23 protein-coding genes are annotated in these 25,444 nt (G+C 58.1%); 8 read left to right on the forward strand and 15 right to left on the reverse strand.

Going from position 1 to position 25,444, the window contains the following annotated elements; all coding sequences use genetic code 11:
- Nucleotides 1-53 precede the first annotated feature (53 nt).
- On the forward strand, nt 54-1,421 hold the full coding sequence (locus tag ACFQUU_RS00740) for an 8-oxoguanine deaminase (protein WP_382241180.1): 1,368 nt from the start codon (nt 54-56) through the stop codon (nt 1,419-1,421).
- Between the two features lie 132 nt (nt 1,422-1,553).
- Here the strand turns inward: ACFQUU_RS00740 and pyk are convergent, their stop codons facing one another.
- The 5 genes from pyk to gcl form a co-directional block, all read right to left on the reverse strand.
- Nucleotides 1,554-2,981: a pyruvate kinase gene (gene pyk / locus ACFQUU_RS00745; RefSeq protein WP_382241183.1), complete on the reverse strand. Its 1,428-nt coding sequence runs from the start codon at nt 2,979-2,981 to the stop codon at nt 1,554-1,556.
- Between the two features lie 105 nt (nt 2,982-3,086).
- Entirely contained in the window at nt 3,087-4,355 is a 1,269-nt protein-coding gene (locus ACFQUU_RS00750) for a glycerate kinase (protein ID WP_382241186.1), read from the reverse strand.
- Between the two features lie 190 nt (nt 4,356-4,545).
- Nucleotides 4,546-5,433 (reverse strand): 2-hydroxy-3-oxopropionate reductase, encoded by an 888-nt coding sequence (gene glxR, locus ACFQUU_RS00755; protein WP_382241189.1) that lies wholly within the window; start codon nt 5,431-5,433, stop codon nt 4,546-4,548.
- A 38-nt stretch (nt 5,434-5,471) separates the two neighbouring features.
- Nucleotides 5,472-6,251: a hydroxypyruvate isomerase gene (gene hyi, locus ACFQUU_RS00760; protein WP_382241192.1), complete on the reverse strand. Its 780-nt coding sequence runs from the start codon at nt 6,249-6,251 to the stop codon at nt 5,472-5,474.
- A 17-nt stretch (nt 6,252-6,268) separates the two neighbouring features.
- Nucleotides 6,269-8,044 (reverse strand): glyoxylate carboligase, encoded by a 1,776-nt coding sequence (gene gcl, locus ACFQUU_RS00765; RefSeq protein WP_382241195.1) that lies wholly within the window; start codon nt 8,042-8,044, stop codon nt 6,269-6,271.
- Between the two features lie 682 nt (nt 8,045-8,726).
- Between gcl and ACFQUU_RS00770 the strand changes: the two genes are divergently transcribed.
- Nucleotides 8,727-9,638, forward strand: a complete 912-nt coding sequence (locus ACFQUU_RS00770) for a LysR family transcriptional regulator (RefSeq protein WP_382241198.1) — start codon at nt 8,727-8,729, stop codon at nt 9,636-9,638.
- A gap of 251 nt (nt 9,639-9,889) precedes the next feature.
- Here ACFQUU_RS00770 and ACFQUU_RS00775 read toward each other — a convergent pair whose 3' ends face one another.
- On the reverse strand, nt 9,890-10,588 hold the full coding sequence (locus ACFQUU_RS00775; protein WP_382241200.1) for a glycine-rich domain-containing protein: 699 nt from the start codon (nt 10,586-10,588) through the stop codon (nt 9,890-9,892).
- Between the two features lie 368 nt (nt 10,589-10,956).
- Between ACFQUU_RS00775 and ACFQUU_RS00780 the strand changes: the two genes are divergently transcribed.
- Complete coding sequence (locus ACFQUU_RS00780) at nt 10,957-13,158, forward strand: CHASE domain-containing protein (RefSeq protein WP_382241203.1); 2,202 nt, start codon at nt 10,957-10,959, stop codon at nt 13,156-13,158.
- A 30-nt stretch (nt 13,159-13,188) separates the two neighbouring features.
- Here the strand turns inward: ACFQUU_RS00780 and pcaQ are convergent, their stop codons facing one another.
- The gene (pcaQ, locus tag ACFQUU_RS00785; RefSeq protein ID WP_382241206.1) at nt 13,189-14,133 is read right to left on the reverse strand and encodes a pca operon transcription factor PcaQ; all 945 of its coding nucleotides are present in this window, start codon (nt 14,131-14,133) and stop codon (nt 13,189-13,191) included.
- Nucleotides 14,134-14,295: 162 nt separating this feature from the next.
- Between pcaQ and pcaH the strand changes: the two genes are divergently transcribed.
- From pcaH to ACFQUU_RS00800, 3 genes are all read left to right on the forward strand, one after another.
- The gene (gene pcaH / locus ACFQUU_RS00790; RefSeq protein ID WP_382241209.1) at nt 14,296-15,039 is read left to right on the forward strand and encodes a protocatechuate 3,4-dioxygenase subunit beta; all 744 of its coding nucleotides are present in this window, start codon (nt 14,296-14,298) and stop codon (nt 15,037-15,039) included.
- Nucleotides 15,036-15,665 (forward strand): protocatechuate 3,4-dioxygenase subunit alpha, encoded by a 630-nt coding sequence (gene pcaG, locus ACFQUU_RS00795; RefSeq protein ID WP_382241212.1) that lies wholly within the window; start codon nt 15,036-15,038, stop codon nt 15,663-15,665. The genes pcaH and pcaG overlap by 4 nt, the downstream gene beginning before the upstream one ends.
- Before the next feature lie 212 nt (nt 15,666-15,877).
- On the forward strand, nt 15,878-16,741 hold the full coding sequence (locus tag ACFQUU_RS00800; RefSeq protein WP_382241215.1) for an NAD-dependent protein deacetylase: 864 nt from the start codon (nt 15,878-15,880) through the stop codon (nt 16,739-16,741).
- Nucleotide 16,742: 1 nt separating this feature from the next.
- Here ACFQUU_RS00800 and ACFQUU_RS00805 read toward each other — a convergent pair whose 3' ends face one another.
- The 5 genes from ACFQUU_RS00805 to ACFQUU_RS00825 all read right to left on the reverse strand — a co-directional run bounded on the left by ACFQUU_RS00805 (nt 16,743) and on the right by ACFQUU_RS00825 (nt 22,293).
- A complete protein-coding gene (locus ACFQUU_RS00805; RefSeq protein ID WP_382241218.1) occupies nt 16,743-17,555 on the reverse strand; it encodes an HpcH/HpaI aldolase/citrate lyase family protein in 813 nt (270 codons plus the stop codon).
- Nucleotides 17,556-17,579: 24 nt separating this feature from the next.
- Entirely contained in the window at nt 17,580-18,932 is a 1,353-nt protein-coding gene (locus ACFQUU_RS00810; RefSeq protein WP_382241221.1) for an MmgE/PrpD family protein, read from the reverse strand.
- A 100-nt stretch (nt 18,933-19,032) separates the two neighbouring features.
- On the reverse strand, nt 19,033-20,211 hold the full coding sequence (locus ACFQUU_RS00815; RefSeq protein ID WP_382241224.1) for a CaiB/BaiF CoA transferase family protein: 1,179 nt from the start codon (nt 20,209-20,211) through the stop codon (nt 19,033-19,035).
- Nucleotides 20,212-20,220: 9 nt separating this feature from the next.
- Nucleotides 20,221-21,381: an acyl-CoA dehydrogenase family protein gene (locus tag ACFQUU_RS00820; protein WP_382241227.1), complete on the reverse strand. Its 1,161-nt coding sequence runs from the start codon at nt 21,379-21,381 to the stop codon at nt 20,221-20,223.
- 63 nt (nt 21,382-21,444) lie between these two features.
- Complete coding sequence (locus ACFQUU_RS00825) at nt 21,445-22,293, reverse strand: MaoC family dehydratase N-terminal domain-containing protein (protein WP_382241230.1); 849 nt, start codon at nt 22,291-22,293, stop codon at nt 21,445-21,447.
- Here ACFQUU_RS00825 and ACFQUU_RS00830 point away from each other — a divergent pair.
- Nucleotides 22,286-22,456, forward strand: a complete 171-nt coding sequence (locus tag ACFQUU_RS00830) for a hypothetical protein (RefSeq protein ID WP_382241233.1) — start codon at nt 22,286-22,288, stop codon at nt 22,454-22,456. The genes ACFQUU_RS00825 and ACFQUU_RS00830 overlap by 8 nt on opposite strands.
- Nucleotides 22,457-22,581: 125 nt before the next feature.
- Here ACFQUU_RS00830 and ACFQUU_RS00835 read toward each other — a convergent pair whose 3' ends face one another.
- Both ACFQUU_RS00835 and ACFQUU_RS00840 read right to left on the reverse strand, forming a co-directional pair.
- On the reverse strand, nt 22,582-23,481 hold the full coding sequence (locus ACFQUU_RS00835; RefSeq protein ID WP_382241235.1) for a LysR substrate-binding domain-containing protein: 900 nt from the start codon (nt 23,479-23,481) through the stop codon (nt 22,582-22,584).
- Nucleotides 23,482-23,667: 186 nt separating this feature from the next.
- Entirely contained in the window at nt 23,668-23,943 is a 276-nt protein-coding gene (locus ACFQUU_RS00840) for a hypothetical protein (protein WP_382241238.1), read from the reverse strand.
- Nucleotides 23,944-24,088: 145 nt separating this feature from the next.
- Between ACFQUU_RS00840 and ACFQUU_RS00845 the strand changes: the two genes are divergently transcribed.
- Nucleotides 24,089-24,262 carry a hypothetical protein gene (locus ACFQUU_RS00845; RefSeq protein WP_382241241.1) on the forward strand — a complete coding sequence of 58 codons (174 nt, stop codon included), beginning with the start codon at nt 24,089-24,091 and terminating at the stop codon, nt 24,260-24,262.
- Nucleotides 24,263-24,285: 23 nt separating this feature from the next.
- On the opposite strand, the gene ACFQUU_RS00850 is transcribed toward ACFQUU_RS00845, so the two are convergent.
- A complete protein-coding gene (locus ACFQUU_RS00850) occupies nt 24,286-25,380 on the reverse strand; it encodes an acyltransferase family protein (protein WP_382242153.1) in 1,095 nt (364 codons plus the stop codon).
- Nucleotides 25,381-25,444 lie beyond the last annotated feature (64 nt).

Below are 25,444 nucleotides of genomic sequence, written 5' to 3' on the forward strand. Positions count from 1 at the left end.
GAGATCGCCCGTACGGAATAATGGCATAACACACGCAACATCAATCGAACATCATGAGCAAAACCCTTCTTATCAAGAATGCACATGTGCTGGTAACGATGGACAAGGACCGGCGTGAAATCGCCGATGGTGCCGTGTTCATCCGCGACAATGTGATCGAACAGGTTGGCTCCACCGACGCGCTGCCGGCGATGGCGGACGAAGTCATCGATGCACGCGGCCATGTCGTCATGCCCGGCCTGATCAATACCCATCATCACATGTATCAAAGCCTGACGCGTGTCGTCCCGGCTGCGCAGAACGGCGAACTGTTTAACTGGTTGCAGAACCTCTACCCTATCTGGGCCAACCTGACACCGGAGATGGTCAGCGTGTCGACACAGACCGCGATGACCGAACTGCTGCTGTCAGGCTGCACCACGACCAGCGATCATCTCTATATCTATCCGAACGGTTGCCGTCTGGACCACAGTATCGAAGCGGCGCATCAGATCGGCATGCGCTTTCATGCAGCGCGCGGTTCGATGAGCGTGGGGGAGAGCAAAGGGGGCTTGCCGCCAGATCGGGTCGTCGAAGAAGAAAACGCCATCCTCAAAGATACGCAACGCCTCATCGAAACCTGGCACGACCCGTCACGGCATGCGATGCAACGCATTGTCGTTGCGCCCTGCTCGCCGTTCTCGGTATCGCGTGACCTGATGCGCGAATCGGCAACCATGGCGCGCCACTTCGGTGTTTCCATGCATACGCACCTCGCCGAGAGCGTGACCGACATTGACTACAGCCGCGAAAAATTCAACATGACGCCGGCGCAGTACGCAGAAGACTGCGGCTGGATAGGGCATGACGTCTGGCATGCGCATTGCGTACAGCTGGACGATGACGGCGTGCGCGTGTTCGCGCATAGCGGTACCGGTGTTGCACACTGCCCCTGTTCGAACATGCGCCTGGCCTCGGGTATTGCACCGGTACGCAAAATGATCGATGCCGGTGTGCCCGTGGGTCTGGGTGTCGATGGCTCGGCATCGAACGATTCAGGCCACATGCTCGGTGAAGTGCGACAGGCGATGCTGCTGCAGCGCGTGGGTTATGGACCCGATGCCATGACGGCGCGTCAGGCACTGGAGATTGCGACGCTGGGCGGGGCGAAGGTATTGAACCGCGACGACATCGGCGCACTGGCACCCGGCATGTCGGCGGATATCGTGCTGTTCGACCTGAACCACATCGGCTTTGCCGGTGCGCTGCACGACCCGGTTGCCGCGCTCGTGTTCAGCACGCCGGTCAATGTCGCCTACAGCATCGTCAATGGCCGCGTTATCGTGCGCGAAGGTCGTTGCATCACGGTGGAAACCGGCACACTCATCGAAGCACACCAGAGACTGGCGAGACAGCTTGCGGAGAGTGCGCGCAGTATGTAATTACCGAAGAACCATCTGGCGCGCCATGGCAATGAGCAGGCCGCTGCTGCCGCGCACAGCCTGCAGGACCAGACCCGCAAGCTGGTGCGAGCGCTCAGCGTATTCCGATCCTGAAGCACCGCCCTTTTGCAATCATGTCGGCTGGTCCCAGATTTCGGCAATCCGTAGCAGATTGGTGGTTCCCGATTCGGCGAACGGCATACCGGCGGCAATTGCCACCTGATCGCCCGGCTGTGCAAATCCTTCCCTCAATGCGGTACGGCAGGCTGCAGCAACCATTTCATCAACGCTGCGCACATCCGGGCTGACCGTGGTGTGCACACCCCAGGCTAGCGCCAGCTTGCGGGCGGTCGACATATGCGGCGTGATGCTCAGGATCGGTGCCGCGGGTCGTTCGCGAGCGGCGCGCAAGCTGGTATGGCCGGAAGTCGTATAGGTGATCGTGACGCGCGCACCAAGAATTTGCGTCACGCTGCGTAGCGCCGCACAAATCGCATCGCCACGCGTCGGCAGCGGATCGCCGCGCTGCGCATCGATGAGACTGCGGTAGAGTGGATCACGTTCGACTTCGACAATAATACGGTCCATCATGGCAACCGCCTCGACCGGATAGGCGCCGCTTGCCGATTCGGCTGACAGCATCACGGCATCCGCGCCGTCATAGATTGCGGTGGCGACATCGGAGGCTTCCGCCCGTGTTGGTACCTGCGCCGAGATCATCGACTCCAGCATCTGAGTGGCGATGACTACCGGTTTACCCTGTTGGCTGCACGTGCGCAGGATACGCTTCTGCACACCGGGTACGCGTTCTGGCGGCAGCTCCACTCCCAGGTCGCCCCGCGCCACCATGATGGCGTCGGACACACGCACGATATCGTCGAGACGATCCAGCGCAGCAGGCTTTTCCAGCTTGGCCAGCAGGCCGGCGCGCCCCCGGATCAGTTCGCGAGCTTCCAGCAGGTCTTCCGGCCTCTGCACGAAAGACAAGGCGATCCAGTCGACACCGAGAGCCAGCGCGAAGTCGAGATCGCGCCTGTCCTTTTCAGTCAATGCGGGAATCGGCAACACGACATCCGGTACATTGACGCCCTTGCGGTCGGAAATGGTGCCGCCGGCGACGACGGTGGTGCGAATCGTGTATCCGTCGCTCTCGATGACTTCCAGCCGCAGTTTGCCATCATCGATCAGCAGGGACTGACCTGCGGCGATGACATCGAACAGTTCGGCATGCGGCAGGCAGACACGCTTGCGGTCTCCGGGTGCAGGATTGCGATCGAGCGTAAATTCCTGGCCGGCTTTCAGCACTTCCTTGCCTTCAGCGAATTGCCCGATACGCAGTTTCGGTCCTTGCAGGTCGGCCAGGATGGCAATCGGGCGGCCAACACTACGCTCGACCTCTCGCACGATGTCGTAACGGGCGCGATGGTCGTCGTGGGAGCCATGGCTGAAATTGAAACGGAAGACATCGGCACCCGCTTCAAACAAAGCCTGTATGGCTTCCTTGCTCGAAGTGGCCGGCCCGAGAGTCGCTACGATTTTTGCCTTGCGTTGACGTCGCATATTGTTCACTTTGCAGTTCGAACAGGCGCAAGCCGCCACCGAGCCCGGCATGCGGGACTCGCGCTGTTGGTTAAGAATGAATCAGGTTATAGCCGCCCTGGTAACTCAAAGAATCAGGATCGCCCTGAAGTCATTGACGTTGGTGCGCGTCGGACCAGTGACGACCAGGTCGCCCAGTGCGCTGAAAAAGCCATAGCCATCGTTGTTGTCGAGCATGGCGCGCGCGCGCATGCCGACCGCTTCGGCGCGCGAGACCGATTGCGGGTTGTACAACGCCCCCGCGTTGTCTTCGGAACCATCGATGCCATCGGTATCGCAGGCGATTGCATGGACGCCCGGCATGCCGTTCATGGTGGCCGCAAAGCTGAGCAGGAATTCGGCATTGCGCCCGCCACGTCCCTTGCCGCGCACGGTGACCGTCGTTTCGCCGCCGGAAATGATGACGCATGGTTTGCTGAAGGGTTGGCCGCGCAAGGCGACCTGACGCGCGAGGGCCGCATGCACCATGCCGACGTCACGTGCTTCGCCTTCCATTTCGTCGGACAGAATATAAGGCGTAATGCCTGCGTTACGGGCAACATCGGCTGCCGCTTCCAGCGCCTGCTGGGCGGTCGCAAGCACATGATGGCTGTTGCGCGCAAAGCGAGGATCATCCGGTTTGGGTGTTTCGCCTGCGCCGGATGCGAGATAGTCTTCCATGTTGGGAGGAATTTCGATCTCGTACTTGCGCAGGATAGCCAGCGCTTGGGCGCAGGTTGTGGGATCGGGCAAGGTGGGGCCGCTGGCGATGACGCCCGGATCGTCTCCCGGCACATCGGAAATCAGCAGAGTCACGACGCGTGCCGGCGCGCATGCGAGCGCAAGACGGCCACCCTTGATGGCAGAGAAGTGCTTGCGCACGCAATTCATTTCCGAAATGGTTGCACCGCTCTTGAGCAAGGCCTTGTTGACCGCCTGCTTCTGCTCCAGCGTGATGCCTTCGCCCGGCAGGGCCAGCAACGCGGAGCCACCACCGGAAATCAGACACAGTACCAGGTCGTTCTCAGTCAGTCCCGTGACCATCTCCATCATGCGCCCGGCGGCACGGCGTCCTGCTTCATCCGGAACCGGATGTGCCGCTTCCACCACCTCGATGCGTTTGCATTCCGCACCGTGCTCGTAGCGGGTAACCACCAGCCCGCTGATGTCACCTTCCCAATGCTGCTCGACAGTCCTTGCCATTGCCGCTGCGCCTTTGCCTGCACCGATCACCAGCGTACGGCCGTTTGGAGACGGTTTCGGCAGGAAGGCAGGAAGACATTTGTCCGCACTGACGGCGTCGACGGCCGCAGTGTACATGTCGAGCAGAAGCTGGCGAGGATTGAGGTCAGGCATGAGCGTGATGTGGTTCGTTGACGAGCGGATGGTGAGTTATTTTACGCAATTACGGGGGTGAAGGAATTGATGGGCTTTTTGATGCTTGATTCCGCTTCTGCTGCCCGCTTCATGCGAACCTTCCTCCCTTGGCGGACGAAGGCGGCGATCAGCGGGCTCCAGCTAGCATGAAGCGTAACTTTTCCGCTTCTTACCCTTTGGCAATCTCGTGATTCGACATCAACTCGATCGCACGGCACAAAGCCGAGTGATCCAGCCCGCTCATGCCGTTCGCCGCACAGGCATTCATCAATTCCTGCGCAGTTGCGGTGTTCGGCAGCGACACGCCCAGCGCCTTCGCGCCCTGCAATGCCAGGTTCAAATCCTTCTGGTGCAGTTCGATACGGAACCCCGGATTGAAGGTGCGTTTGACCATGCGTTCGCCATGCACTTCCAGGATGCGCGACGATGCAAAGCCACCCATCAGCGCTTGCCGCACACGCGCCGGATCGGCGCCGGCCTTGGAGGCAAACAGCAACGCTTCCGCCACGGCCTGGATGTTCAGCGCAACAATGATCTGGTTGGCAACCTTGGTCGTCTGGCCGTCGCCGTTGCCACCGACCAGTGTGATGTTCTTGCCCATCAGTTCAAACAAAGGCTTCACATCGTTGAAGGCACTCTCCGATCCGCCGACCATGATGGTCAGCGATGCGGCTTTTGCACCGACTTCGCCGCCGGAGACAGGAGCGTCCAGATACTGACAGCCAAGTTCATTGATCTTCTTGGCAAAGCCCTTGGTCGCGATCGGCGAAATCGAGCTCATGTCGACGACTGTCTTGCCTGCAGTCAAACCGCTGGCAACACCATTCTCGCCGAACAGTACAGCTTCAACATGCGGTGTGTCGGGCACCATGATAATGATGATGTCGGCGCGCTTGGCGACTTCAGCACCGGACGTGCAGACGGTGGCGCCGCCTTCGATCAGTTGAAACGGCGGGTTTTTTTGATCGTGCAGATACAGCTTATGTCCGCCGGCCTGCAGGTGACCCGCCATTGGCGCGCCCATGATTCCCAATCCGATAAAGCCTACTTTTGCCATTGTGTTCTCCAAGGTTTTCTAATGTTCTATAACGTGAGTCATACGCCGTGTGCAGCGCGCCAGCCGAGGCCTTCGACGGTACCGGCACGCGGCTTGTATTCGCAACCGATCCAGCCGTCGTAGCCGATTTCATCAAGCATCTTGAACAGATAGCGATAGTTGATTTCACCCGTGCCCGGTTCGAAGCGTCCCGGGTTATCGGCAAGCTGGATATGCTTGATGATGTCTCGGTTGGCCTTGATGGTATTGGCGATTTCGCCTTCCATGCGCTGCATGTGATAGATATCGTACTGCACATAGATATTGCTCGATCCGGTGTCGCGGATCAGGTCCACGGCCTGTTGCGTGCGGGTCAGGAAGAAGCCGGGAATATCGAAGTGGTTGATCGGCTCTATCAGCAGACGCAGATTGTGTTCCTTGAGCATATCGGCGGCATACTTGAGATTGCTGACCACCGTCTCGCGTGCCTGCTCATGGCTCACGCCTTGCGGCACCTTGCCAACCAGGCAGTTGAGCTGCTTGGTGCCGAGCACTTTTGCATAACGGATTGCTTCGTCGACACCTTCCTTGAATTCAGCGACGCGATCCGGATGGCAGGCGATGCCACGTTCGCCCGCGTCCCAGTTGCCTGCCGGAAGATTGTGCAGCACCAGGTCAAGCTGGAATGCATTGAGTTTGTCGGCGATCTGGTCGGCGTGGAAAGCATACGGAAACAGAAATTCCACGCCGCGAAAACCGGCACGCGCCGCCGCTTCGAAACGATCCATGAACGGCTGTTCATTGAACAGCATGGTCAGGTTGGCCGCTAACTTTGTCATGTATCCTCCTCTTCCTCTTAATCCAGCAAGGCAATCGCGGTCGGAGCATGCTCCGGCTTTTCTGCCAGTTCTTCAAACTCGTTGACGTTATTGATCTCGGTGCCCATCGAGATATTGGTCACGCGCTCGAGGATGATCTCGACCACGACCGGCACGCGGTGTTGCCGCATCAGCGCACGTGCCTGGCCGAACGCATCCTGGATATCCTGCGGACGGGTAACGCGAATCGCCTTGCAACCCAGGCCTTCGACGACAGCGACGTGGTCGACGCCATAGCCGTTGAGTTCCGGCGCGTTGACGTTTTCAAATGCCAGCTGCACGCAGTAATCCATATCGAAGCCGCGCTGCGCCTGGCGGATCAGGCCGAGGTAGGAATTGTTCACCACCACGTGCAGATACGGCAGCTTGAATTGCGCACCGACGGCAAGTTCTTCGATCATGAACTGGAAATCGTAATCGCCTGAAATCGCGACAACCGGACGATCCGGATCAGCGGCGCAGACACCGAGCGCAGCCGGAATCGTCCAGCCCAAGGGACCCGCCTGACCGCAGTTGATCCAGTTACGCGGCTTGTACACATGCAGGAATTGCGCGGCGGCGATCTGCGACAGACCGATGGTGCTGACGTAGCAGGTTTCGCGGCCGAAGGCACGGTTCATTTCCTCGTAGACGCGTTGCGGCTTGATCGGCTCGTTGTCGAAGCTGGTCCGCCGCAGCATGGTGCGCTTGCGTTCCTGGCATTCGGATACCCACTGCTTGCGGTCCTTGAGCTTGCCCGCGGCCTTCCATTCTTTCGCAACTTCGACGAAGAGTTTCAACGCCGCGCCGGCATCGGAGACAATGCCTAGGTCAGGACCAAATACGCGGCCGATCTGTGTCGGTTCGATATCGACGTGGACGAACTTACGTCCCTTGGTAAACACATCGACCGAGCCGGTATGGCGATTCGCCCAGCGGTTGCCGATGCCGAGCACGAAGTCGGATTCGAGCATGGTGGCGTTGCCGTAACGGTGACTGGTCTGCAGGCCGACCATGCCGGCCATCAGCGGATGGTCATCGGCAATCGTGCCCCATCCCATCAGGGTCGGGATCACGGGCACGCCGGTGACTTCTGCGAATTCGACCAGCAGCTCCGACGCGTTGGCGTTGATGATGCCGCCACCCGCCGTGATCAATGGACGATCAGCATCGTTCAGCATGTTCAGCGCTTTTTCGACTTGCGCCCGGGTCGCCGACGGCTTGTAGACCGGCAGCGGCTCATAGGTATCCGGATCGAACTCGATCTCGGCCATCTGCACATCGAACGGCAGGTCGATCAGCACCGGACCCGGACGTGCGGAGCGCATCAGGTGGAAAGCCTGCTGGAAAACGCGCGGCACCAGCGCCGGTTCGCGCACTGTGACCGCCCATTTGGTCACAGGCTTGGCAATGGATTCAATGTCCACGGCCTGGAAATCTTCCTTGTACAGACGCGCACGCGGCGCTTGGCCGGTCACGCAGAGAATAGGAATGGAGTCAGCCTGAGCCGAATACAAGCCGGTGATCATGTCGGTGCCTGCAGGCCCGGAGGTACCGATACACAGGCCGATATTGCCCGGCTTGGCACGTGTATAGCCCTCAGCCATATGCGAAGCGCCCTCCACGTGGCGCGCGAGGATATGCTTGATGCTCCCCCGCTTGCGCAATGCCGCATAGAACGGGTTGATCGCCGCACCCGGCACACCGAAGGCCTGCGTCATGCCTTCCTTCTCCAGCACATACACTGCCGCTTCCGCTGCGGTCATTCTTGCCATACAACCTCCTATAAACAGTCGAAATTTTGATGTCTCGAGTCTATAGGCGACCAGATAGATTGATAAGACGATAAACGATCGTTGTATTCGGTACTTTGAGTATGGAATAATGGCTAGGTAACAGGAGCGCGGCGTGCAGCCACTGTTAAGGGGTTGCTGGTTGGGAAGGCTGTGCAGGTGAAGGGAGTTCTTTCAACCCATCCCCACCCTAGCCCTCCCCTTGAAAGGGAGGGAACGTTCTTGATGTTGGGAGCGATAGGGTTGTATCACCGTCTGCAGAAGGCAGTGTCACCAAAAAAACGAAAAACGGCAACGCGATGCGTAGCGAGCGAGCCGAAGTTCCCTCCCCTTCAAGGCGGCCCGCGTAAGGGGAGGGTTAGGGTGAGGATGGGTTTAAAAAATCCCCTGTGCAGACGCCAAAAGAGCACGGGCCAAAACGGATAAAGAAGCGAAACCTGTCTGAGCCGCAGGCGAGTTTGTTTCGCTTCCCGTTTTGGCCCGCGATCTTTTGGGAACCCGAAGGGCGGCGAACCGGGGTCGCCTTTCTTTGCCTTCTTTCTTTGGCGAAGCAAAGAAAGAAGGTGGCCCGCCGGGGCCAGTCCCGGCAAGCCCGATCGAAGAGCTAACAGCACCGATTCACCGAAGAAACGAAAACCCCAGCAACACAACAAACCAAAGCCCCATGGACAAATTCAAACAAATCGAAGCCTTCGTAGAAGTAGTAGAAAAAGGCAGCCTCGCCCGCGCCGCCCTAGAGCAAAACATCACCCCCGTCATGCTAGGCCGCCGCATAGACGCCCTGGAAAAACGCCTCGGCGTAAAGCTGATGCACCGCACCACCCGCCATCTCACCCTCACCGAAGAAGGCACCGTCTTCCTCGACCACTGCCGCAAACTGCTGGATGAACTCGACCACGCCGAAAAAATCATCTCGGAAGGCCGTCACAAGGCCACCGGTCACCTGGTCGTTTCCGCCCCCGCTGCCTACGGCCGCAAGCACGTCGCCCCGCACGCCCCCGGCTTCATCGCCGCCAACCCCGACGTCCAGATCTCTTTCAACCTGACCGACCGCGTCGTCGACCTGGTACGCGAAGGCTACGACCTCAGCATCCGCATCGGCGGCGCAATCGATCCCAATTTCGTCGCGGTCAAACTGGCAAGCAACCGCCGCGTCGTCTGCGGCACCCCGGAATACTTTGAACGCAATGGCATCCCGCGCACACTCGACGACCTGGAACACCACAATTGCCTGGCATTCAACCTGCAAGGCGGTCAGCAGCGCGGCTGGTATTTCCAGCAGCATGGCAAGCCGGTCACCATCAAGGTCAACGGCAGCCTGGACTGCAACGATGGAGAACTACTGCACCGCTGGGCCTGCGAAAGTCTCGGTCTGGCATGGCGTTCGACTTGGGAAATCCAGAGCGAACTGGCTTCCGGGCAACTGATCACCGTTCTCGACGACTACGCGCTCGACAACTACGACATCATGGCGGTGTATCCTCAACAACGTCATCTTCCCGCCAAGATACGGTTCTTTATTGACATGCTGAAATCGGTGTATGCGCAGCCCGGATACTGGAGAAGAAGCGTGTAGCTCCTGGGGGCAAGATGAGATGCAACTAAAAGTGTATTTTGAGCGTGTCCGCAGTAGACGCGGCTCTGAGGGCGCGCTTCAGGCCTTGTATCAGGCAAAAGCGAGTGGAGGAAATCTGGTAGTGGTCAGGTAAAAAGGCCGTTATAGGCGTGCGGCGACTCTCACATAAGCGCCGGCCGATTCCCACTCCGTTGCGGGGAGAAGGAACCGTACCGAGGCAGACTATGCGCTGCTCACTGAATATGCATTGACTAAGACGCCCTGTCGCTACCCAGGCCCGGACGCCCCTTGCCGACTATCTTTGCGTAATACGCTGGTTGCGCCGATTCATAATAGCCGGTCGCAACACGCGCGCAATAAGTAGCGTCCTCAACCGGGGCGGCAACGCGTGCACAGTAGGATGCTTCAACCGGGGTAGCGACACGTGCGCAGTAGGATGCTTCCACTGGAGCAGCCACCCGTGCGCAGTAGGAAGCTCCTTGGCTCGCAACACGAGCGCAATAAGATCCCTCTTCACTTGTCACCCGCGCGCAATAGCTCTGCGCTGCATCGGATGTCTTGCCAAATTCCTGTTCATACAAGCGGCGCGTCCGCGCTGCGGCTTCCGCCAGGTTGGCGGCATCTTCGTCGTCACGCATGCCGAAATACGGAAAATGATGCAGGAAGTAGCCGAACACATGTGCACAGTCTTCCGCATATTTCATGGTATCGAGGATGTGCCCATGCCAGAATTTATCAACGTCGCTATTCGGCGTAATCGCCTCCTCCGGGTACTTCGCGATCAGTGCGAGAAAACGACGATATTCCAGCTCGTGGCGGTCGGCTTCTTCGCGGCTCCAGCCATGACCTTCCTTGGCATCCATCAGCTTGAATTTGATTGCATCGAGATCCAATGCAAATACGGCATCAATCATTTGTTCCGGGGTCTTGTTGTGTGCTTGCTTATGCATGTTCTGCCACCTTTCGCAGTGAGTGAACGGGAGGTCTGGTTGTTTATCTTTACAAGAAGCACAACGCGTCTTGCAACGTGGAAAATGTAGCACGCAGACAATCTTGTAATCGTGTAACTTAATTGAGCCAGCGCAAGCTTTTTGCATAGCGTATTTCTTCGTGTCAATATACGCTTTGGTTATACGCACGAGCTTGAAAAACCGCTGTGACCAAGTGTGTCATTGATGACGGTTTGCCATAAAAAACCGTTACACTGCATTAATGCGTATGAGTCTCGTGTCAAGGACAAGAGTGACTTGTGCGCTCAGCCGTGTAGTCATCGCGCCATGCAAGGCTGATACGGCGAACAAATGGATTAAAAAGCAAGATGAGCATTTCACGCCGATTTCTGATTTCTCTCGTCATGTCTCCCGTCTGGTGGCTCGGCGTTGCCATCTCGCTTTTGCTCCATCTGCTCGTGGTGCAGATTGTGGATGACAAAGCTCGGTCCCAGTTCGATTATCTTGCCGACAATGCGCAGACTGCGGTGCAGAGCCGGGTACGTTCGTACATCGACGTTTTACGCGGCACGGCGGCACTGTTCCAGACCAACGAAAAAATCACACGCGAACAGTTCCGCGCCTATGTCCGCGAACTCAAGCTCGACAGCAGTTTTCCCGGCATTACCAATCTCAATTTTGCACAGTACGTCGCCGGGGCTGACAAACGCGCCTTTGAAGCATCGGTACGCCGCGATACCAGCATTTCGTCGGTAGGTTATCCGGCCTTCGCCATCAAACCGGCAGGCGAACGCAAGGAATACAACGTACTGACCTATATCGAACCGATGGAAACCAATGCCGTGTCTTTCGGGATCGACATGGCGGCAAACAGCATTGCGGCAAATGCACTGGCGGTGTCGCGCGATACCGGCCAACTGGTGTCATCCGGCAGGCTGATTCATATTACGGGACCGAATCAGCATATCGGCCTGGCCATGCGCGTGCCGCTGTATCGACTTGGCATGCCTGTGAAGACTGTCGCGCAACGGCGCGCCGCCTACTATGGTTCGGTAGGCGCCGGTTTCGATATCAATCGCCTGATGCTGGGAGCCATCGACAAGAAAGTGCTGAGCACCATGCGGGTCCGGATATTCGATACGGGTCGCGATGATGAAAAGCGCGCCGCCGGGACCATGGATCCGCAACATCTGATGTTCGATAGCGCGGCTTCTTCAACCGATGAGAACCGGTCTCCGGCGATCGATCCTTCCGCCGATGATCTGTTTGTCAAGCGGGTATCAATGACCGTCGGCCCGCGCGTATGGGAAGCGGAAATCCTGGCGCGCAGGTCAGCCATGATCAACGGCTTCGATGTTTCCCTGTCCTGGATCGTGCTGATCGGCGGCCTGCTCGGCAGCACACTGCTGTACAGTATTTATTATTCGTTACTGACCGCGCGCCGGCGCGCCGTAGAACTGGCACGGGAAATGACGACTGATTTGCGCAACAGCGAGGCCAGCCTCGCCGAAGCGCAGCACATGGCGCGTCTGGGTAGCTGGACTATGGACCCTGCGTCCGAAGCCATGAGCTGGTCCGCGGAAACGTACCGGATATTTGGCATGAGCCAGTCCCGCGACAAGCTGCGCTACCAGGAATTCCTAGCCCGGATTCATCCCGAAGACAGGGACCGCGTGCGCAAGGGATTGATCAATGGCCAGCCAGGTGATGAAGGATTCAATCATGAGCACCGCATCGTGCAGCTTGATGGCACAGTCCGATGGGTGCATTCGATCGTCCGCTTCGGTAGCGATATGCAAGGCAAGGCCCTGCTGCGCGGAACGATCATGGACATCACCGAGCGCAAGGAGACGATGGAGGCCCTGAAGCGCTCGCAGGAGTTGTTACGCGAGCTGACCGCGCACCAGGACCGCGTCAAGGAAGATGAACGCAAACGCATTGCCCGCGAAATCCATGACGAACTGGGCCAGACCCTGCTGGCGTTGCGCATCGATGTTTCCATGCTGGATGCGCGCACGGGGCAATCCCATCCGCGCCTCAATCAGAAGGTGCGCGATGCACTCAACCATCTCGATGCGACGGTGAAGACCATCCGCACCATCATCAACAATCTGCGGCCCGCCGTACTTGACCTCGGACTGACCGCGGCGATCGAATGGCAGGTCGCGGAGTTCCGCCGCCGCAGCGGCATCACATGCGATCTCCTGATGAGCGAGAAGGAGTTTTATCTTGACGATACGCGTGCGACCTCGCTGTTCCGCATCCTGCAGGAATCGCTCACCAACGTGATCCGTCATGCCAAGGCCACGCACGTCGTCATTGAGTTGTATCGTGAGGCGGGACAGCTGGTCATGAAGATTACCGACAACGGCATCGGCATCTATCCTGAAACACGCAATTCGGCCAATTCGTTTGGATTGGTCGGCGTGGAGGAGCGCATTCATGCACTCAATGGAAAGTTTGTCATTACCAGCGCGCCCGGCAATGGCACGACGCTGACAACTTATATCCCGATAGACAGCGACGCGCTGGGAAACGCGCCGTTTAACCTGGTCGATACAGCCGGATAGGCACGGCCGACGCGAGCAGCAATGGATTTTTCAGGCATGAAGCAGAGGCCTGCGCTCGGCGGTGGCGGCACGCAAAATATTGATCAGGTCGCGCGCTGCCATGGACAAACTTGCATCGCTGCGATGAAAGAGTCCAACCGGCTCTTCAGTGCCTTCCGTGGGCAGCGCAAGACGCGCCAGACTGCCTTCGGCGATATCGTGACGCACCGCGCCGAGTGGCGTCAGCCAGACCGTATCGGATTGCATTACCAGGCGGCGTGCAAGCGATACGGACAAGGTTTCAGTGTAGTGCAAGGGCATCGTTGCGCCACGCGATTGCAGAAAACTCTCCGCATGGTGACGTGGGATCGTCCCCCTGGGCGACAGTACGACCGGACAAGCCATGATTTCCGCGAGCTTGAGCGGTGCCGTTGCGAGCAGCGGATGACCGGCGCGCACCACGAAACATAAAGGTTCGATATACAGCAGCTCGAACGACAAGCCGATCAGCATATTGGGGTCAGCCATGCGTCCCATCACCAGATCCACGGTACCGGCCTTCAGTTGATTCAGCAAGGCTGCGTTGGCGGCGGTGTCGATGGCAACCTGCGCATGCGGATGCAGCTTGCGGAACTCGAGCAGCGCCGCCGGCACGAGATCGGCACCGACGCTCGGCAGCACGCCAATACGCACCACCGGATTCTCCTGCTGCGGCGCCAGTCCGATGGCGCTACCAACCGCATCGAGTGCATCCAGCACGCCCAGTGCATGGACACGGAAGCTTTCTCCTTCGGGAGTCAAGCGCGCACCTTGGCGGTTCCGTTCGAAAAGTTTGCAAGCGGCAATATCTTCCAGTTCCGACAAGGTTTTCGATACGGCTGGCTGTGTCAGCATAAGACGCTCGGCTGCCTTGCCGAGATTGCCCTCTTCGGCGACAGCAAGAAAGCAGTGTATGTGCCGCAAACGGACGCGCTGGCGAAAAACATGTTTATCCATAACTTTATTTTATGGAAGTAACGCCATTTTTTCAATTTACATAAAAAATATTCAGCAATACATTGTGGCTTTGTCGTCCAGCTGATGACCGTGTTGGATCCTCTTCGTGGGTTCAATACGCGACGCATTGCGCATACGGCCACTTTCCAGAAGGAGAAAACCATGCCCGGTCTGCTCGACCAGTTCGGCGAATACCTGCAACGTGATCGTAGCGTGCATCCGCCGGCTTATACGCCCCAATACAAGACCAGCGTACTGCGCTCGCCGAAGAATGCACTGATATCGTTGCAAAATTCGCTGTCCGAAATCACCGGTCCGGTTTTCAGTCCGGACGAACTCGGTCCGCTCGACAACGACCTGATCATGAATTACGCCAAGGAAGGTTTGCCGATCGGTGAACGCATCGTTGTGCATGGCTATGTGCTCGATGAATTTGGACGCCCGGTGCCGAACGCTTTGGTCGAGGTGTGGCAAGCCAATGCGGGTGGTCGCTACCGTCACAAGAAGGATCAGTACATCGCGCCCATCGATCCCAATTTTGGCGGCTGCGGACGCATGCTGACCGATGCCAATGGTTATTACTTTTATCGCACGATCAAACCAGGTCCCTATCCATGGCGCAACCGCATCAATGACTGGCGGCCGGCACATATCCACTATGCGGTATCAGGCTCTGGCTGGGCGCAACGCCTGATTACGCAGATGTATTTCGAAGGCGATCCTCTGATTGCACAATGTCCCATCCTGCAATCGATCGGCAATGAAGAAGCGGTGCGCGGATTGATCGCGCCGCTGGATCGCGGCGCCTTCATCCAGCTCGACAGCCTGGCGTACCGCTTCGACATCGTGCTGCGCGGGGCGCGCGCGACGCTTTTTGAAAATCGTGTACAGGGAGGCGGCAAATGAAGCCGAACCAGATCGAGATGCTGAAGGAAACCGCATCGCAAACCGCAGGACCCTACGTCCATATCGGCCTGGCGCCAAAGCAGGCCGGCTTCGATATTTTTGAAAAGAACTTCACCAATGTACTGATCGGGCCGGATACCCGAGGTGAACGCATCCGCGTTGAAGGCCGAGTCATCGACGGCTCCGGCACGCCGGTACGCGACGTGCTGATAGAGATCTGGCAAGCCAATGCCCAAGGCAAGTACCAGCATCCCGCTGATCGGCAGAACAAGGATCTGGATAAGGATTTCCGGGGCTGGGGGAGAGGCTGTTCGGATTTCGAAACCGGCATTTACACGTTCGACACGATCAAGCCTGGTGTCGTGGAAGGTCGTAACGGCCGGCCCATGGCACCGCATATCAACTTCTGGATCGTGGCGCGCGGCATCAATATCGGACTGAATACGCGCATGTATTTTTCCGATGAGGTCGATGCAAATGCGAAGGACCCGGTGCTGAACCTGATTGAATGGGAAGTACGGCGCAAGACCCTGATTGCGCAGCGTAGTGAGAAGGACGGACAGGTAGTATATCGGTTTGATATACAGCTGCAAGGGCCGGAGGAAACCGTGTTTTTTGATATCTAGCGAATTGCTTACGTGATTAAGCGAGCATTACGATAATCGCACAATTCTGTACGGTTCCTTGCCATTGCAAGGGCAAGGAACCTGACATGCGGCGAGACTTCCCGTCTTCGGGTAAGCTTTCTGCGATATGCAGAATCCGCTTTCAAATCTGAGTTGCCCCAGTGTCACAGCACACATATGGATGACGGGCCAGCATGCAGGCAAGGACCGCCATGGCTGATAGCACAATATCCCTGCCCGACAACGGCGTGCTTGAACTGGCGCAACTGCTCGCCCCTCACTCCCGCATCCTCCTGCTTACCGGCGCCGGCATCAGTACCGCGTCCGGCATTCCCGATTACCGTGACAGCGAAGGCGTCCGACGTGGACGAGCACCAATACAGGGGCCTGAATTCCGAAATTCTCAATTCATCCGCAAGCGTTACTGGGCACGGGCCATGGTCGGCTGGCGCCTGTTGGCAAAGGCGGAACCGAACGACGGGCATCTGGCGATTGCCGCACTTGAAACTTCAGTCAAACATACCGTGATCGTCACCCAGAACGTTGACGGCCTGCATTCCTTGGCCGGCAGTTCGCATGTGATCGAGTTGCACGGAAACATACATCGTGTTGCATGTCTCGATTGCGGCGCGCTCCATGAACGGCATCTGATTCAATCCCAACTGGAACAGCACAATCCCGGCCTTGCCAATGCAACGGCGCTTCCGGCTCCGGACGGCGATGCCCATCTAGAGCCGGAAGCGCTTGCGGATTTCGTGCTGCCGCACTGTCCGGCGTGCACAGGCACATTACAGCCGGATGTGGTGTTCTTTGGCGATGGCGTGCCGCGTGCACGCACCGAACAAGCCGAACAGGCTGTCAGCGATGCCGATGCCATCCTGGTGGTGGGATCATCGCTGATGGTGCACTCAGGCTATCGCCTGTGCAAGCTGGCGGCGGAAGCAGGCAAGCCGATCGCAGCGATCAATATCGGCAAGACGCGCGCCGACCCTTTGCTGTCGTTGAAGGTAGAACAGCGTTCCGAGCAAGCGCTGCCATTACTGGCGACGCTGCTGCGCGATCTGCGTAACAGGTAATCTACCTGCGTGCTGCCTCGGCAGCAATATCCTGCGCCTTGCGAATGACCGGCAGGTCGATCATCTTTCCATCCAGCGCTATTGCAGCACCGTTGGCGCGCGATGCCGCTTCAAGCACTCGTTCAGCCCATGCAATTTCGTCGGCACCCGGATAAAAAGCATCACCTACGACCGGCAGCTGGCGTGGATGAATGCATAGCTTGCCACCAAATCCGAGACGGCGCGCGCGCAAGGTATCGACGTGAAGTTGGGCAGCATCATCAATGGCAACAGTCACGCCATCCACTGGCGGCTGTATGCCGGCAAGCCTTGACAGCAAGACCAGTTGCGAACGGAAGTAAAGCAATTCCTCTCCTTCGCCGTCGATGCCCATGTCGAGCTGGAAGTCGATCGAGCCGAACATCAGTCGCTGTACGCCTGCGACCTTCGACAACGCACCGGCATGTGCGAAGCCCTGTGCGGTTTCGATCAGGGGCAGTACCGCTTTTGCCCCCTGAGCGGTAACGCGCTCAAGGTCTTCGGTGCGCTCAGCCTTGGGCAGAACGATACCGGCAACTCCGGCTTTTCCGCACAAGCCCAGATCGGCTGCGAACCACTCCGTGTCCGCGCTGTTGAGTCGGATCAGCACATCCCTGTCAGGTGACAACCAACTGGCGACGGCGGCACGCGCCTGGTCCTTGTCGGCCGGAGGGACGGCGTCCTCCAGATCGATGATGACGGCATCGGCGCCGGCGGCGCAGGCTTTGTCGAAACGCTCGGGACGGTTGCCGGGTACAAACAGGTAAGAACGTGCGATCAACGATGTGGAAGGCATGGTATCGGGGCTTTCAATCGCATGTCAGTCAAAGCAGCGGCCGACACGTTCTGTGCGCGCCAGATTCCATATCCGAGAAAATGCGGTGCGCATTTCCACCTCGCTGGCAGCGCCGCCAAAGTCAGCCAGTCGCAATGCCTTTTGTTCCAGTTCTTCACGCGACAAGGTATTGCCGGGATCACCTTTCGGCTCATCGACGCGACCGTTCAGCGTGCGGCCATCGCTGGTTTCCACGGTCACCTTGCCGATCCAGCGTACCGGGTAAGCCGTGTCGACTTCACTGTCGAGCTGCATGCTCACCTTGTCACGAAACGCGGCGATGCGGGGTTGCCTGAACTCATGTTCAAATTCCTTCATGCCGGCCTGTTCGAACTCTGCGATCAGACCCAGCACGGTACCCATGGAAAATTTTGCCTGGTGCACCGTCTGCGGATCGACTACCGGCCCCAGCACGTCGATGGCGCCCTGGTGCACATGCGCGGTAACGCGTGCGATCTGCTCGGGCCTGAGTTGGTGTTCCTGCACTACCTGCAGCAAGGCATCGGCGGCCGGATGGGTATGCCGGCATGAGGAATGGAACTTGAACGACGTCTCGGCCAGCGCCCAGCGCTGGCCGAGGCGATCGGTCAGGCGTGCCGGGTCCGCATCCTTTGACATGCCGGCCGCCAGTCCTTGCGGGCCTTCGAGAATATGCCTTGCGCCGGTAAAGCCATCCTTCGCGAGGTAGGCGGCAGTCAGACCGGCAGCAGCAGCGTGCGCGGTATGCAACTGCTTCGAGTCCGCCGCATCGCGTAAAAATTCCCACAGTCCCGCTGCCTGCGTACCCGCCGAGCCGAATGCGTGCAGCATCTGCTCCGGCGACAGGTTCAGCAGGCGACCGGTTGCTGCTGCTGCGGCGACGGTGCCGGCGGTGCCGGTGGTATGAAAGATCCGATAGTGCGAACGCCCGAGGAATTCGCCGACGCGAATGCCGACTTCATAGCCGGCCACCGCGGCCACCAGCAAGTCACGCCCGGAACTGCCCAGTGCTTGCGCCACTGCCAGCACCGGCGGAAACACCACTGCCGCAGGATGGAATACCGATCCGTTATGCACATCATCCTGCTCGGCAAAATGCGACGACGCGGCATTGACCATGGCAGCAAACAGCGGTGTGGTCTTGCGACGTGATATCAGGACTTCGGCATCGCCGCCCGGCCCCATCGTGGTGGCGAAGCGTTCTATGGCCTCTACCGGACGCGCACCCTTGCCAGCCAGTGCTGAGCCGAACCAATCAAGGAATAGGTCTTCTGCGCGCCGTACGACGGTCTCGGGAATGTCTTCAAACCGTAGCGTGGCGGCGAAGGTGGCAAGTGTTTCGCTCGAATGCTGTGTCATGGTGGCTTCCTGTGCGATAGGTTGTCTGGTCAATAGATAGTGCGTATGGGTCGCTTGTTGCGGGGTGCGTTGTGACGCCTGGACTCGCTCTCATGCATCATCAGATTGCCCTGCCTTCGCGCAATTCGGCGAGCGCCTTGTCGTTATAACCCAGCTCCTTCAGGATCGCGTCGGTATGCTGGCCCAGCGCCGGCACTGCATCCATGCGTGAGCTGTAACTGTCCGGTATGCCCGGCGGCAGCAGGGCCGGCACGACACCATTAGGTGTAGCGACGTCGACCCAGCGTTTGCGCGCTTTCAGCTGCGGATGCTGCCAGACATCGTGCATGTCATTGAGCTGCGCGTTGGCGATCTGTGCGTCATCCAGACGTGCGATCACCTGCTCGCCGCTCAGTGTGGAAAAGACATCAACGATGATGGCGCGCAGTTCATCACGTGCGGCGCTGCGTGCTGAATTGGTCGCGAAACGCGCATCGGTGGCGAGTTGCGGCTGCTGCAAGACCTTGCTGCAGAAAACGGCCCACTCACGTTCATTTTGCAGGCCGAGCATCACGGTCTTGCCATCGCCTGCCGGGAAAGGCCCGTAGGGGTAGATCGTCGCATGCGATGCGCCTGCGCGCGGCGGCGGTGCGGCACCGTCATAGGCGTAGTACAGCGGATAGCCCATCCATTCCACCATGCTTTCAAGCATGGAGACATCGATGTTGCACCCTTGCCCCGTCTTGCCGCGCTGGATCAGCGCCGCCAGAATATTGGAATACGCGTACATGCCGGCCGAAATATCGGCGATCGAGCAGCCTGCCTTCGCCGGATCATCACTGGTGCCGGTAATTGACAGAAAACCGGACTCGCTCTGGATCAAGAGGTCGTAGGCTTTCTTGTCACGGTAAGGGCCATCGGCGCCATAGCCGGAGATATCGCACACGATCAGGCGTGGGTAGTGCTCCTTCAATGCGTCGTACGACAGGCCGAGTCGCTCTGCGGCACCGGGAGCGAGATTCTGCACCAGCACATCGGCGGTCTCCAGCAGTTTGTGCAAAATGATTTCGGCTTCCGGGTGCTTGACGTCGAGCGTCAGACTTTCCTTGGAACGATTGGTCCAGACGAAATGCGACGCCAGCCCATTGACGCGTGTGTCATAAGCACGTGCAAAATCGCCGACGCCGGGACGCTCGACCTTGATGACGCGGGCACCCAGATCGGCAAGCTGGCGGGTACAGAATGGCGCTGCGATCGCATGTTCGAGCGTGACGACGGTAATGCCTTCCAGGGGACGCATGCAATCTCCTTAAAACGAGCGTGGCAGTCCGAGGATATGCTCGGCCACATACGAGAGGATGAGGTTGGTGGAAATCGGTGCGACCTGATAGAGACGCGTCTCGCGGAACTTGCGTTCGACATCGTATTCGCAGGCGAAGCCGAAACCGCCATGGAACTGCAGGCAGGCATTGGCCGCTTCCCATGATGCATCGGCGGCAAGCATTTTCGCCATGTTGGCTTCCGCCCCGCAAGCCTGATGCGCGTCAAAGAGCTGGCATGCCTTAAAGCGCATCAGGTTCGCCGCCTCCAGGTTGACGTAGGCCTTCGCAATTGGAAACTGCACGCCCTGGTTCTGTCCGATTGGCCGGCCAAAGACCATGCGTTCATTGACATATTTAGTCACCTTGTCGATGAACCAGTAACCGTCGCCGATGCATTCGGCCGCAATCAGGGTGCGCTCGGCATTCAGGCCATCGAGGATGTACTTGAATCCCTTTCCTTCTTCACCGATCAGGTTCTCTTCCGGGATTTCCAGGTTCTCGAAGAACAGTTCATTGGTCTCATGATTGACCATATTGAGGATAGGCTGCACCGATAAGCCCTTGCCGATGGCGTCGCGCAGATCGACCACGAAGATTGACATGCCTTCCGATTTCTTTTTGACTTCGGCGAGCGGCGTTGTGCGGGCAAGCAGGATCATCAAGTCGGAATGCTGTACGCGCGATATCCAGACCTTCTGACCGTTGATGACGTAACGATCGCCTTTTTTGACGGCGGTGGTCTTGATCTTGGTGGTGTCGGTGCCGGTAGTCGGTTCGGTCACCGCCATCGATTGCAGGCGCAGTTCACCGCTGGCGATCTTTGGCAGGTAGTCACTTTTCTGGCGTGGAGAACCATGACGCAACAAGGTTCCCATGTTGTACATCTGGCCGTGGCAGGCGCCCGAGTTGCCGCCGGAACGATTGATCTCTTCCATGATGACCGATGCTTCGGTCAGACCGAGGCCGGAGCCGCCGTATTCCTGCGGTATCAGCGCGGCAAGCCATCCGGCCTTGGTCAGCGCATTGACGAAGTCCTCCGGGTAACCGCGCGCTTCATCGATCTTGCGGAAATACTCGGCGGGGAATTCGGCGCACAGCGCGCGTACGGCATCACGTATATCCTGGTATTGGTCCGGGGCATGCAGCATGGCGGGTTCTTTCCTGTCAAGGCGGTTTGCTCAGTCGTGCTCGATAGTGCTCTATAAAAAACGTCAGTCCAGTGTGGCGCTGGCTTCCATGGTGAGCCAGCCGTCGGCATCCTTTGCCCACAGGCGCACGGTCTTGCCATCGTCTTCCGGGCGTCCGCAAACGGAGAACGAGGCAATATCGAAGACAGGCTTCACCGCACGGAATGAGAATTGCTGTACCGTGCGGTCTGGCATATTGCGGCGCAACAGATCCATCAGCAGTGTCGCGATCAGTGGCCCGTGGACGATCAGTCCCGGGTAGCCTTCAACTTCAGTGACATAGCGACGGTCGTAATGAATGCGATGTCCGTTGAAGGTCAGCGCGGAGTAGCGGAACAACAGCACATCGTCAGGATGGATCTCGCGCGACCACGCATGATCTGCAGGAGCGGCCTGCGGCTTGGGCAGGGGATCGCCGGGCCTGGGTGTATCGCGGTACACGATGTCGTGTTCTTCGGTAATGGCGATTCCGGCGGGATGACTGATTTCATGCCGTACCAGCACAAACACCAGCGAACCGGAGCGGCCTTCCTTGTGACTGACATCAACGATCTGCGATTCGCGCGAGATCGCTTCGCCAACGCGCAAAGGCTGGTGGAACCGCAATCGTCCGCCGGCCCACATGCGGCGCGGCAACGGCACTGGCGGCAGAAAGCCGCCACGTTCCGCATGACCGTCAGGTCCGAGTTCGGATTGCCGATGCAGCGGCAGGAAATACAGCCAATGCCATAGCGCGGGAAGCACGTCGCCGTTTTTTGGCGCCGCATCATCGCGGTCAAGCGTCGCCGACAGGGCGGCGATCGGCGTTGCTGTTACCTGGTCAGAACGCGATTCGGTTCGTCCCAGCCATTCGCGCAGGTAGGGCATGTTCATACTGGTCTCGGCTTTGCGATCGGGTGGCAAGAAAAAACAAGAGAACCCAGGGCGTGGCGCGACCATTGACGATGGCAAGGATGGTCAGACATTGCGCAATACCAGCCCGGAATTTCATTACCGGGCTAGTGTGCGCCATAGCAGGCAGGACGACAATTCTTGAATTTGGAAGCAGGACTTTTGCTCTACTTAACCTGCGGGAAGTGTTCGAGCTGCGAGTACATACGCGGCTGCCGTCTCATCATGACGGTAATGCCGCATCGTTACCCGTACGATCGCGTCGTCTGGTCAAGCCGCGGCATCCGCTTCAAGCAACTCCACCAGTTCACGCGCAAACTGCGGCAGCAGGTGGCGGCTGCGCATACATATCTGCAACTTCCGCAATGCCCACTCATCGGTCAACTGCACAATATGGATCGCCATGGTTTTCGCATGGCGGCGCGCGGAGGTTTCAGGCAGCACGCCGATACCTGCGTTGGCCTCGACCATGCGGCATACCGCCTCGAAGTTACCCGCCTGTATGCGGGTCTTGAGCGTCTTGCTCAAGGCACCTGCCGCCTGTTTGACGAAGGCGTGGATAGCGCTCGACTCATGCAGCCCGACGTGATCGTATTCCAGCGTTTTTTCGAAATCGATGACTTCAATTTTTGCCAGAGGATGATTCATCGCCGTGACCAGTACCAGGCGGTCTTCGTGATAAGGCAGCACCTCGAGTCCCTCGGTGCGCACATTGCCGGCAACGATCCCTATATCGGTCTTGCCTTCGCTGACCGCCCGCACGATATCCTGACTCAGGCGTTCACGCAGATCCACGCTGACATCAGGATGGCTTGCGAGAAATGACGACAGGATAGCGGGAAGAAATTCCGTGATGGCCGTGGTATTGGCAAACACGCGTACATGGCCTTTCATGCCCTGGGCATATTCCTGCAGTTCGCTACGCAGGTATTCCAGTTGCTGTAACACCAGCCGCGCATGATGCAGGAAGGCCTGGCCGGGCGGTGTCAGGGTCACACCCTGGCTGGCGCGGATCAACAGCTTGGAGCCAACGCTGTCTTCCAGATTCTTAATGCGGGTGCTAGCCGCCGGCAATGACATGTGTGACCGCTCGGCACCGCGTGTCAAGCTGTTCTCTTCGGCGATATGTACAAAGAGGCGCAAGTCTGTCAGGTCGAAATGGATAGCCATGGGTCTGCGGTCTCCTTTATCCAGGTACTTTGTTTCTGGCGACAGACGATCTTGTTTGCAGCCAAGCTTCCATTGTGGCACAGGTCGGTACGACATCCGAACGACATCGGCACGCCCTTCAATCGTACAGAACTTGGCCGGTTTCTCATCCTCTAAACACTCTCGCGTTCAACATTGACGTGCAATTCACGCGTGACGGCGGCGTGCGACACAGAGACTTTGCATCGCCATCCACGCTAGCAGAAGGAGTTCATGATGAAGATGAGCAATCCCAATCGCGATCGAACCCAGACAGCCGATCGTTTTGAAACGCAGCAAAAACAATCCGGCGATCAGCACATGCTTCCGCGAGACGAACCCGGCATGGATCCGCACCGCCCGCATCGTATCAACCGTGAAGACATGCAGAAATTGCGTCCTGCCGACCAGGACCCGGATGATCCGGCCCAGCCCTGATGCCATGATCATCTGCACATAAGCATAACCGGCAGGCGCTTACATGGTGGCTGCCGGTTGTAGGACAAACTCTGTCCCATGCTTATGGGGTACCCTGCGACGCCAAAGCAAGGTCTAATTGCATCTTTATGCATATTGAAAGTGAATTGCAATGGAACGCAGGGAATACCGGCTGATGCAGATGGTTGGCATTGTCGTGCTGTGCGGCGCAGCAAGCGCGCTGTATGTGGATGCGACACTTGCCGCCGCCATTTCCCTGGTGGTCGGTACGCTGATTCTTTTCGCCGGCGTCGTCGGCGCATGGATCACGAAAGACGACAGGTAACCAAGGACAAATCCGCGCCAGGTTCAGGAAACAACCTCCGGACGATGTCCGGACTTGACATCGATCCTCGGTGGCAGGGCGATCAGGCGGCCCAGCGGGATTTCGATAAAGTGATGGAACAGCGCGCCTGCCAGAATGCTTGTCATCCATGCGAATAACATTCCCCCTCCCTGCACTAACGGCGATGGGCTACCCCAATGCGTGAACACGGCATTGACCAGTACGCATACCGGGAAATGCATCAAGAAAACACCATACGAAATACGCGCCAGGTAGTTGAGCAATGGAATGTTCCACCCTGTCACCGACTGCCGGTAACGATATACCGCAAACAGTGCGAGCGAAATTGCCAGGGAAACCGCGATGCGGCTACGGAATTCGATTTCCAGCGCCAAACCGCCTAACAGGATCATTGCGCCAACCAGCATCATTGCACTTTTTCCTTCACGTGCCGCTTGCGATGCCCACCATGCAAGCGCACCCAATCCATAGCTTCCAAAAAAATACGGCGCCCAGTTATCCCATGCCGGATCACAATTGAAATAAAAGAGCGAGGCTGCTACACCCAACGCAACCAGCGCATGCTGCACTTGGCGCACATTGCCGTTTTTCCCCATCCAGGCTGACAACTTGAGCAGCATGACTAACGCGAAGTACAACTGGAAATCGATTGCGACATACCAGGCGCCAGCCGACAGGGACTCGACACCGAGTACGCCATGCAACAAAAGGCCATGGGTGGCAAGCTGAAACCAGGTCGGCATGGCGGTCAGCGAATAATGTTCCATCCACAGCGAGGCCAGACGCGAAGCAGCTACCGCTGCAACCATGGCTACCAGAAAGGGAGGAACCAGCTTGATGTAGCGGCGTACCACCAGTTGCATGGCTTGTATGCGGCCGACGTTACCGCCTGCGGTCAGGGATTTGGCAGCCAGGAATCCGCCGACAACAAGAAATACCTGGACAGCGATGCGTGCAGGCCCTTCCAGCCATGCCATCAGATCGGGCAAGACAGGCTTGACGTGATCGGCCATCGGGCCATAAAAAACCAAATGATGAAAAACGATGAGATTAAAGGCAACGACCTTCAGCAGGTCGAGAAAACGATAGCGGATCATCAAAACAGTAAGCTACGGAAAATGCATCAAAGATGCCATTTTCTCACGCCTTCCTGAAACTTGT

It is taken from the genome of Herbaspirillum sp. GCM10030257, assembly GCF_042666555.1.
In the GTDB taxonomy this organism is placed as follows: Bacteria; Pseudomonadota; Gammaproteobacteria; order Burkholderiales; family Burkholderiaceae_D; genus Noviherbaspirillum.

Excerpts from the sequence above, each read along its gene's own strand:
- ACFQUU_RS00740 (WP_382241180.1), top strand. The coding sequence starts at position 54 with ATGAGCAAAACCCTTCTTATCAAGAATGCACATGTGCTGGTAACGATG.
- pyk (WP_382241183.1), bottom strand. The coding sequence starts at position 2,981 with ATGCGACGTCAACGCAAGGCAAAAATCGTAGCGACTCTCGGGCCGGCC.
- ACFQUU_RS00750 (WP_382241186.1), bottom strand. The coding sequence starts at position 4,355 with ATGCCTGACCTCAATCCTCGCCAGCTTCTGCTCGACATGTACACTGCG.
- glxR (WP_382241189.1), bottom strand. The coding sequence starts at position 5,433 with ATGGCAAAAGTAGGCTTTATCGGATTGGGAATCATGGGCGCGCCAATG.
- hyi (WP_382241192.1), bottom strand. The coding sequence starts at position 6,251 with ATGACAAAGTTAGCGGCCAACCTGACCATGCTGTTCAATGAACAGCCG.
- gcl (WP_382241195.1), bottom strand. The coding sequence starts at position 8,044 with ATGGCAAGAATGACCGCAGCGGAAGCGGCAGTGTATGTGCTGGAGAAG.
- ACFQUU_RS00770 (WP_382241198.1), top strand. The coding sequence starts at position 8,727 with ATGGACAAATTCAAACAAATCGAAGCCTTCGTAGAAGTAGTAGAAAAA.
- ACFQUU_RS00775 (WP_382241200.1), bottom strand. The coding sequence starts at position 10,588 with ATGCATAAGCAAGCACACAACAAGACCCCGGAACAAATGATTGATGCC.
- ACFQUU_RS00780 (WP_382241203.1), top strand. The coding sequence starts at position 10,957 with ATGAGCATTTCACGCCGATTTCTGATTTCTCTCGTCATGTCTCCCGTC.
- pcaQ (WP_382241206.1), bottom strand. The coding sequence starts at position 14,133 with ATGGATAAACATGTTTTTCGCCAGCGCGTCCGTTTGCGGCACATACAC.
- pcaH (WP_382241209.1), top strand. The coding sequence starts at position 14,296 with ATGCCCGGTCTGCTCGACCAGTTCGGCGAATACCTGCAACGTGATCGT.
- pcaG (WP_382241212.1), top strand. The coding sequence starts at position 15,036 with ATGAAGCCGAACCAGATCGAGATGCTGAAGGAAACCGCATCGCAAACC.
- ACFQUU_RS00800 (WP_382241215.1), top strand. The coding sequence starts at position 15,878 with ATGGCTGATAGCACAATATCCCTGCCCGACAACGGCGTGCTTGAACTG.
- ACFQUU_RS00805 (WP_382241218.1), bottom strand. The coding sequence starts at position 17,555 with ATGCCTTCCACATCGTTGATCGCACGTTCTTACCTGTTTGTACCCGGC.
- ACFQUU_RS00810 (WP_382241221.1), bottom strand. The coding sequence starts at position 18,932 with ATGACACAGCATTCGAGCGAAACACTTGCCACCTTCGCCGCCACGCTA.
- ACFQUU_RS00815 (WP_382241224.1), bottom strand. The coding sequence starts at position 20,211 with ATGCGTCCCCTGGAAGGCATTACCGTCGTCACGCTCGAACATGCGATC.
- ACFQUU_RS00820 (WP_382241227.1), bottom strand. The coding sequence starts at position 21,381 with ATGCTGCATGCCCCGGACCAATACCAGGATATACGTGATGCCGTACGC.
- ACFQUU_RS00830 (WP_382241233.1), top strand. The coding sequence starts at position 22,286 with ATGTTCATACTGGTCTCGGCTTTGCGATCGGGTGGCAAGAAAAAACAA.
- ACFQUU_RS00825 (WP_382241230.1), bottom strand. The coding sequence starts at position 22,293 with ATGAACATGCCCTACCTGCGCGAATGGCTGGGACGAACCGAATCGCGT.
- ACFQUU_RS00835 (WP_382241235.1), bottom strand. The coding sequence starts at position 23,481 with ATGGCTATCCATTTCGACCTGACAGACTTGCGCCTCTTTGTACATATC.
- ACFQUU_RS00840 (WP_382241238.1), bottom strand. The coding sequence starts at position 23,943 with ATGGCATCAGGGCTGGGCCGGATCATCCGGGTCCTGGTCGGCAGGACG.
- ACFQUU_RS00845 (WP_382241241.1), top strand. The coding sequence starts at position 24,089 with ATGGAACGCAGGGAATACCGGCTGATGCAGATGGTTGGCATTGTCGTG.
- ACFQUU_RS00850 (WP_382242153.1), bottom strand. The coding sequence starts at position 25,380 with ATGATCCGCTATCGTTTTCTCGACCTGCTGAAGGTCGTTGCCTTTAAT.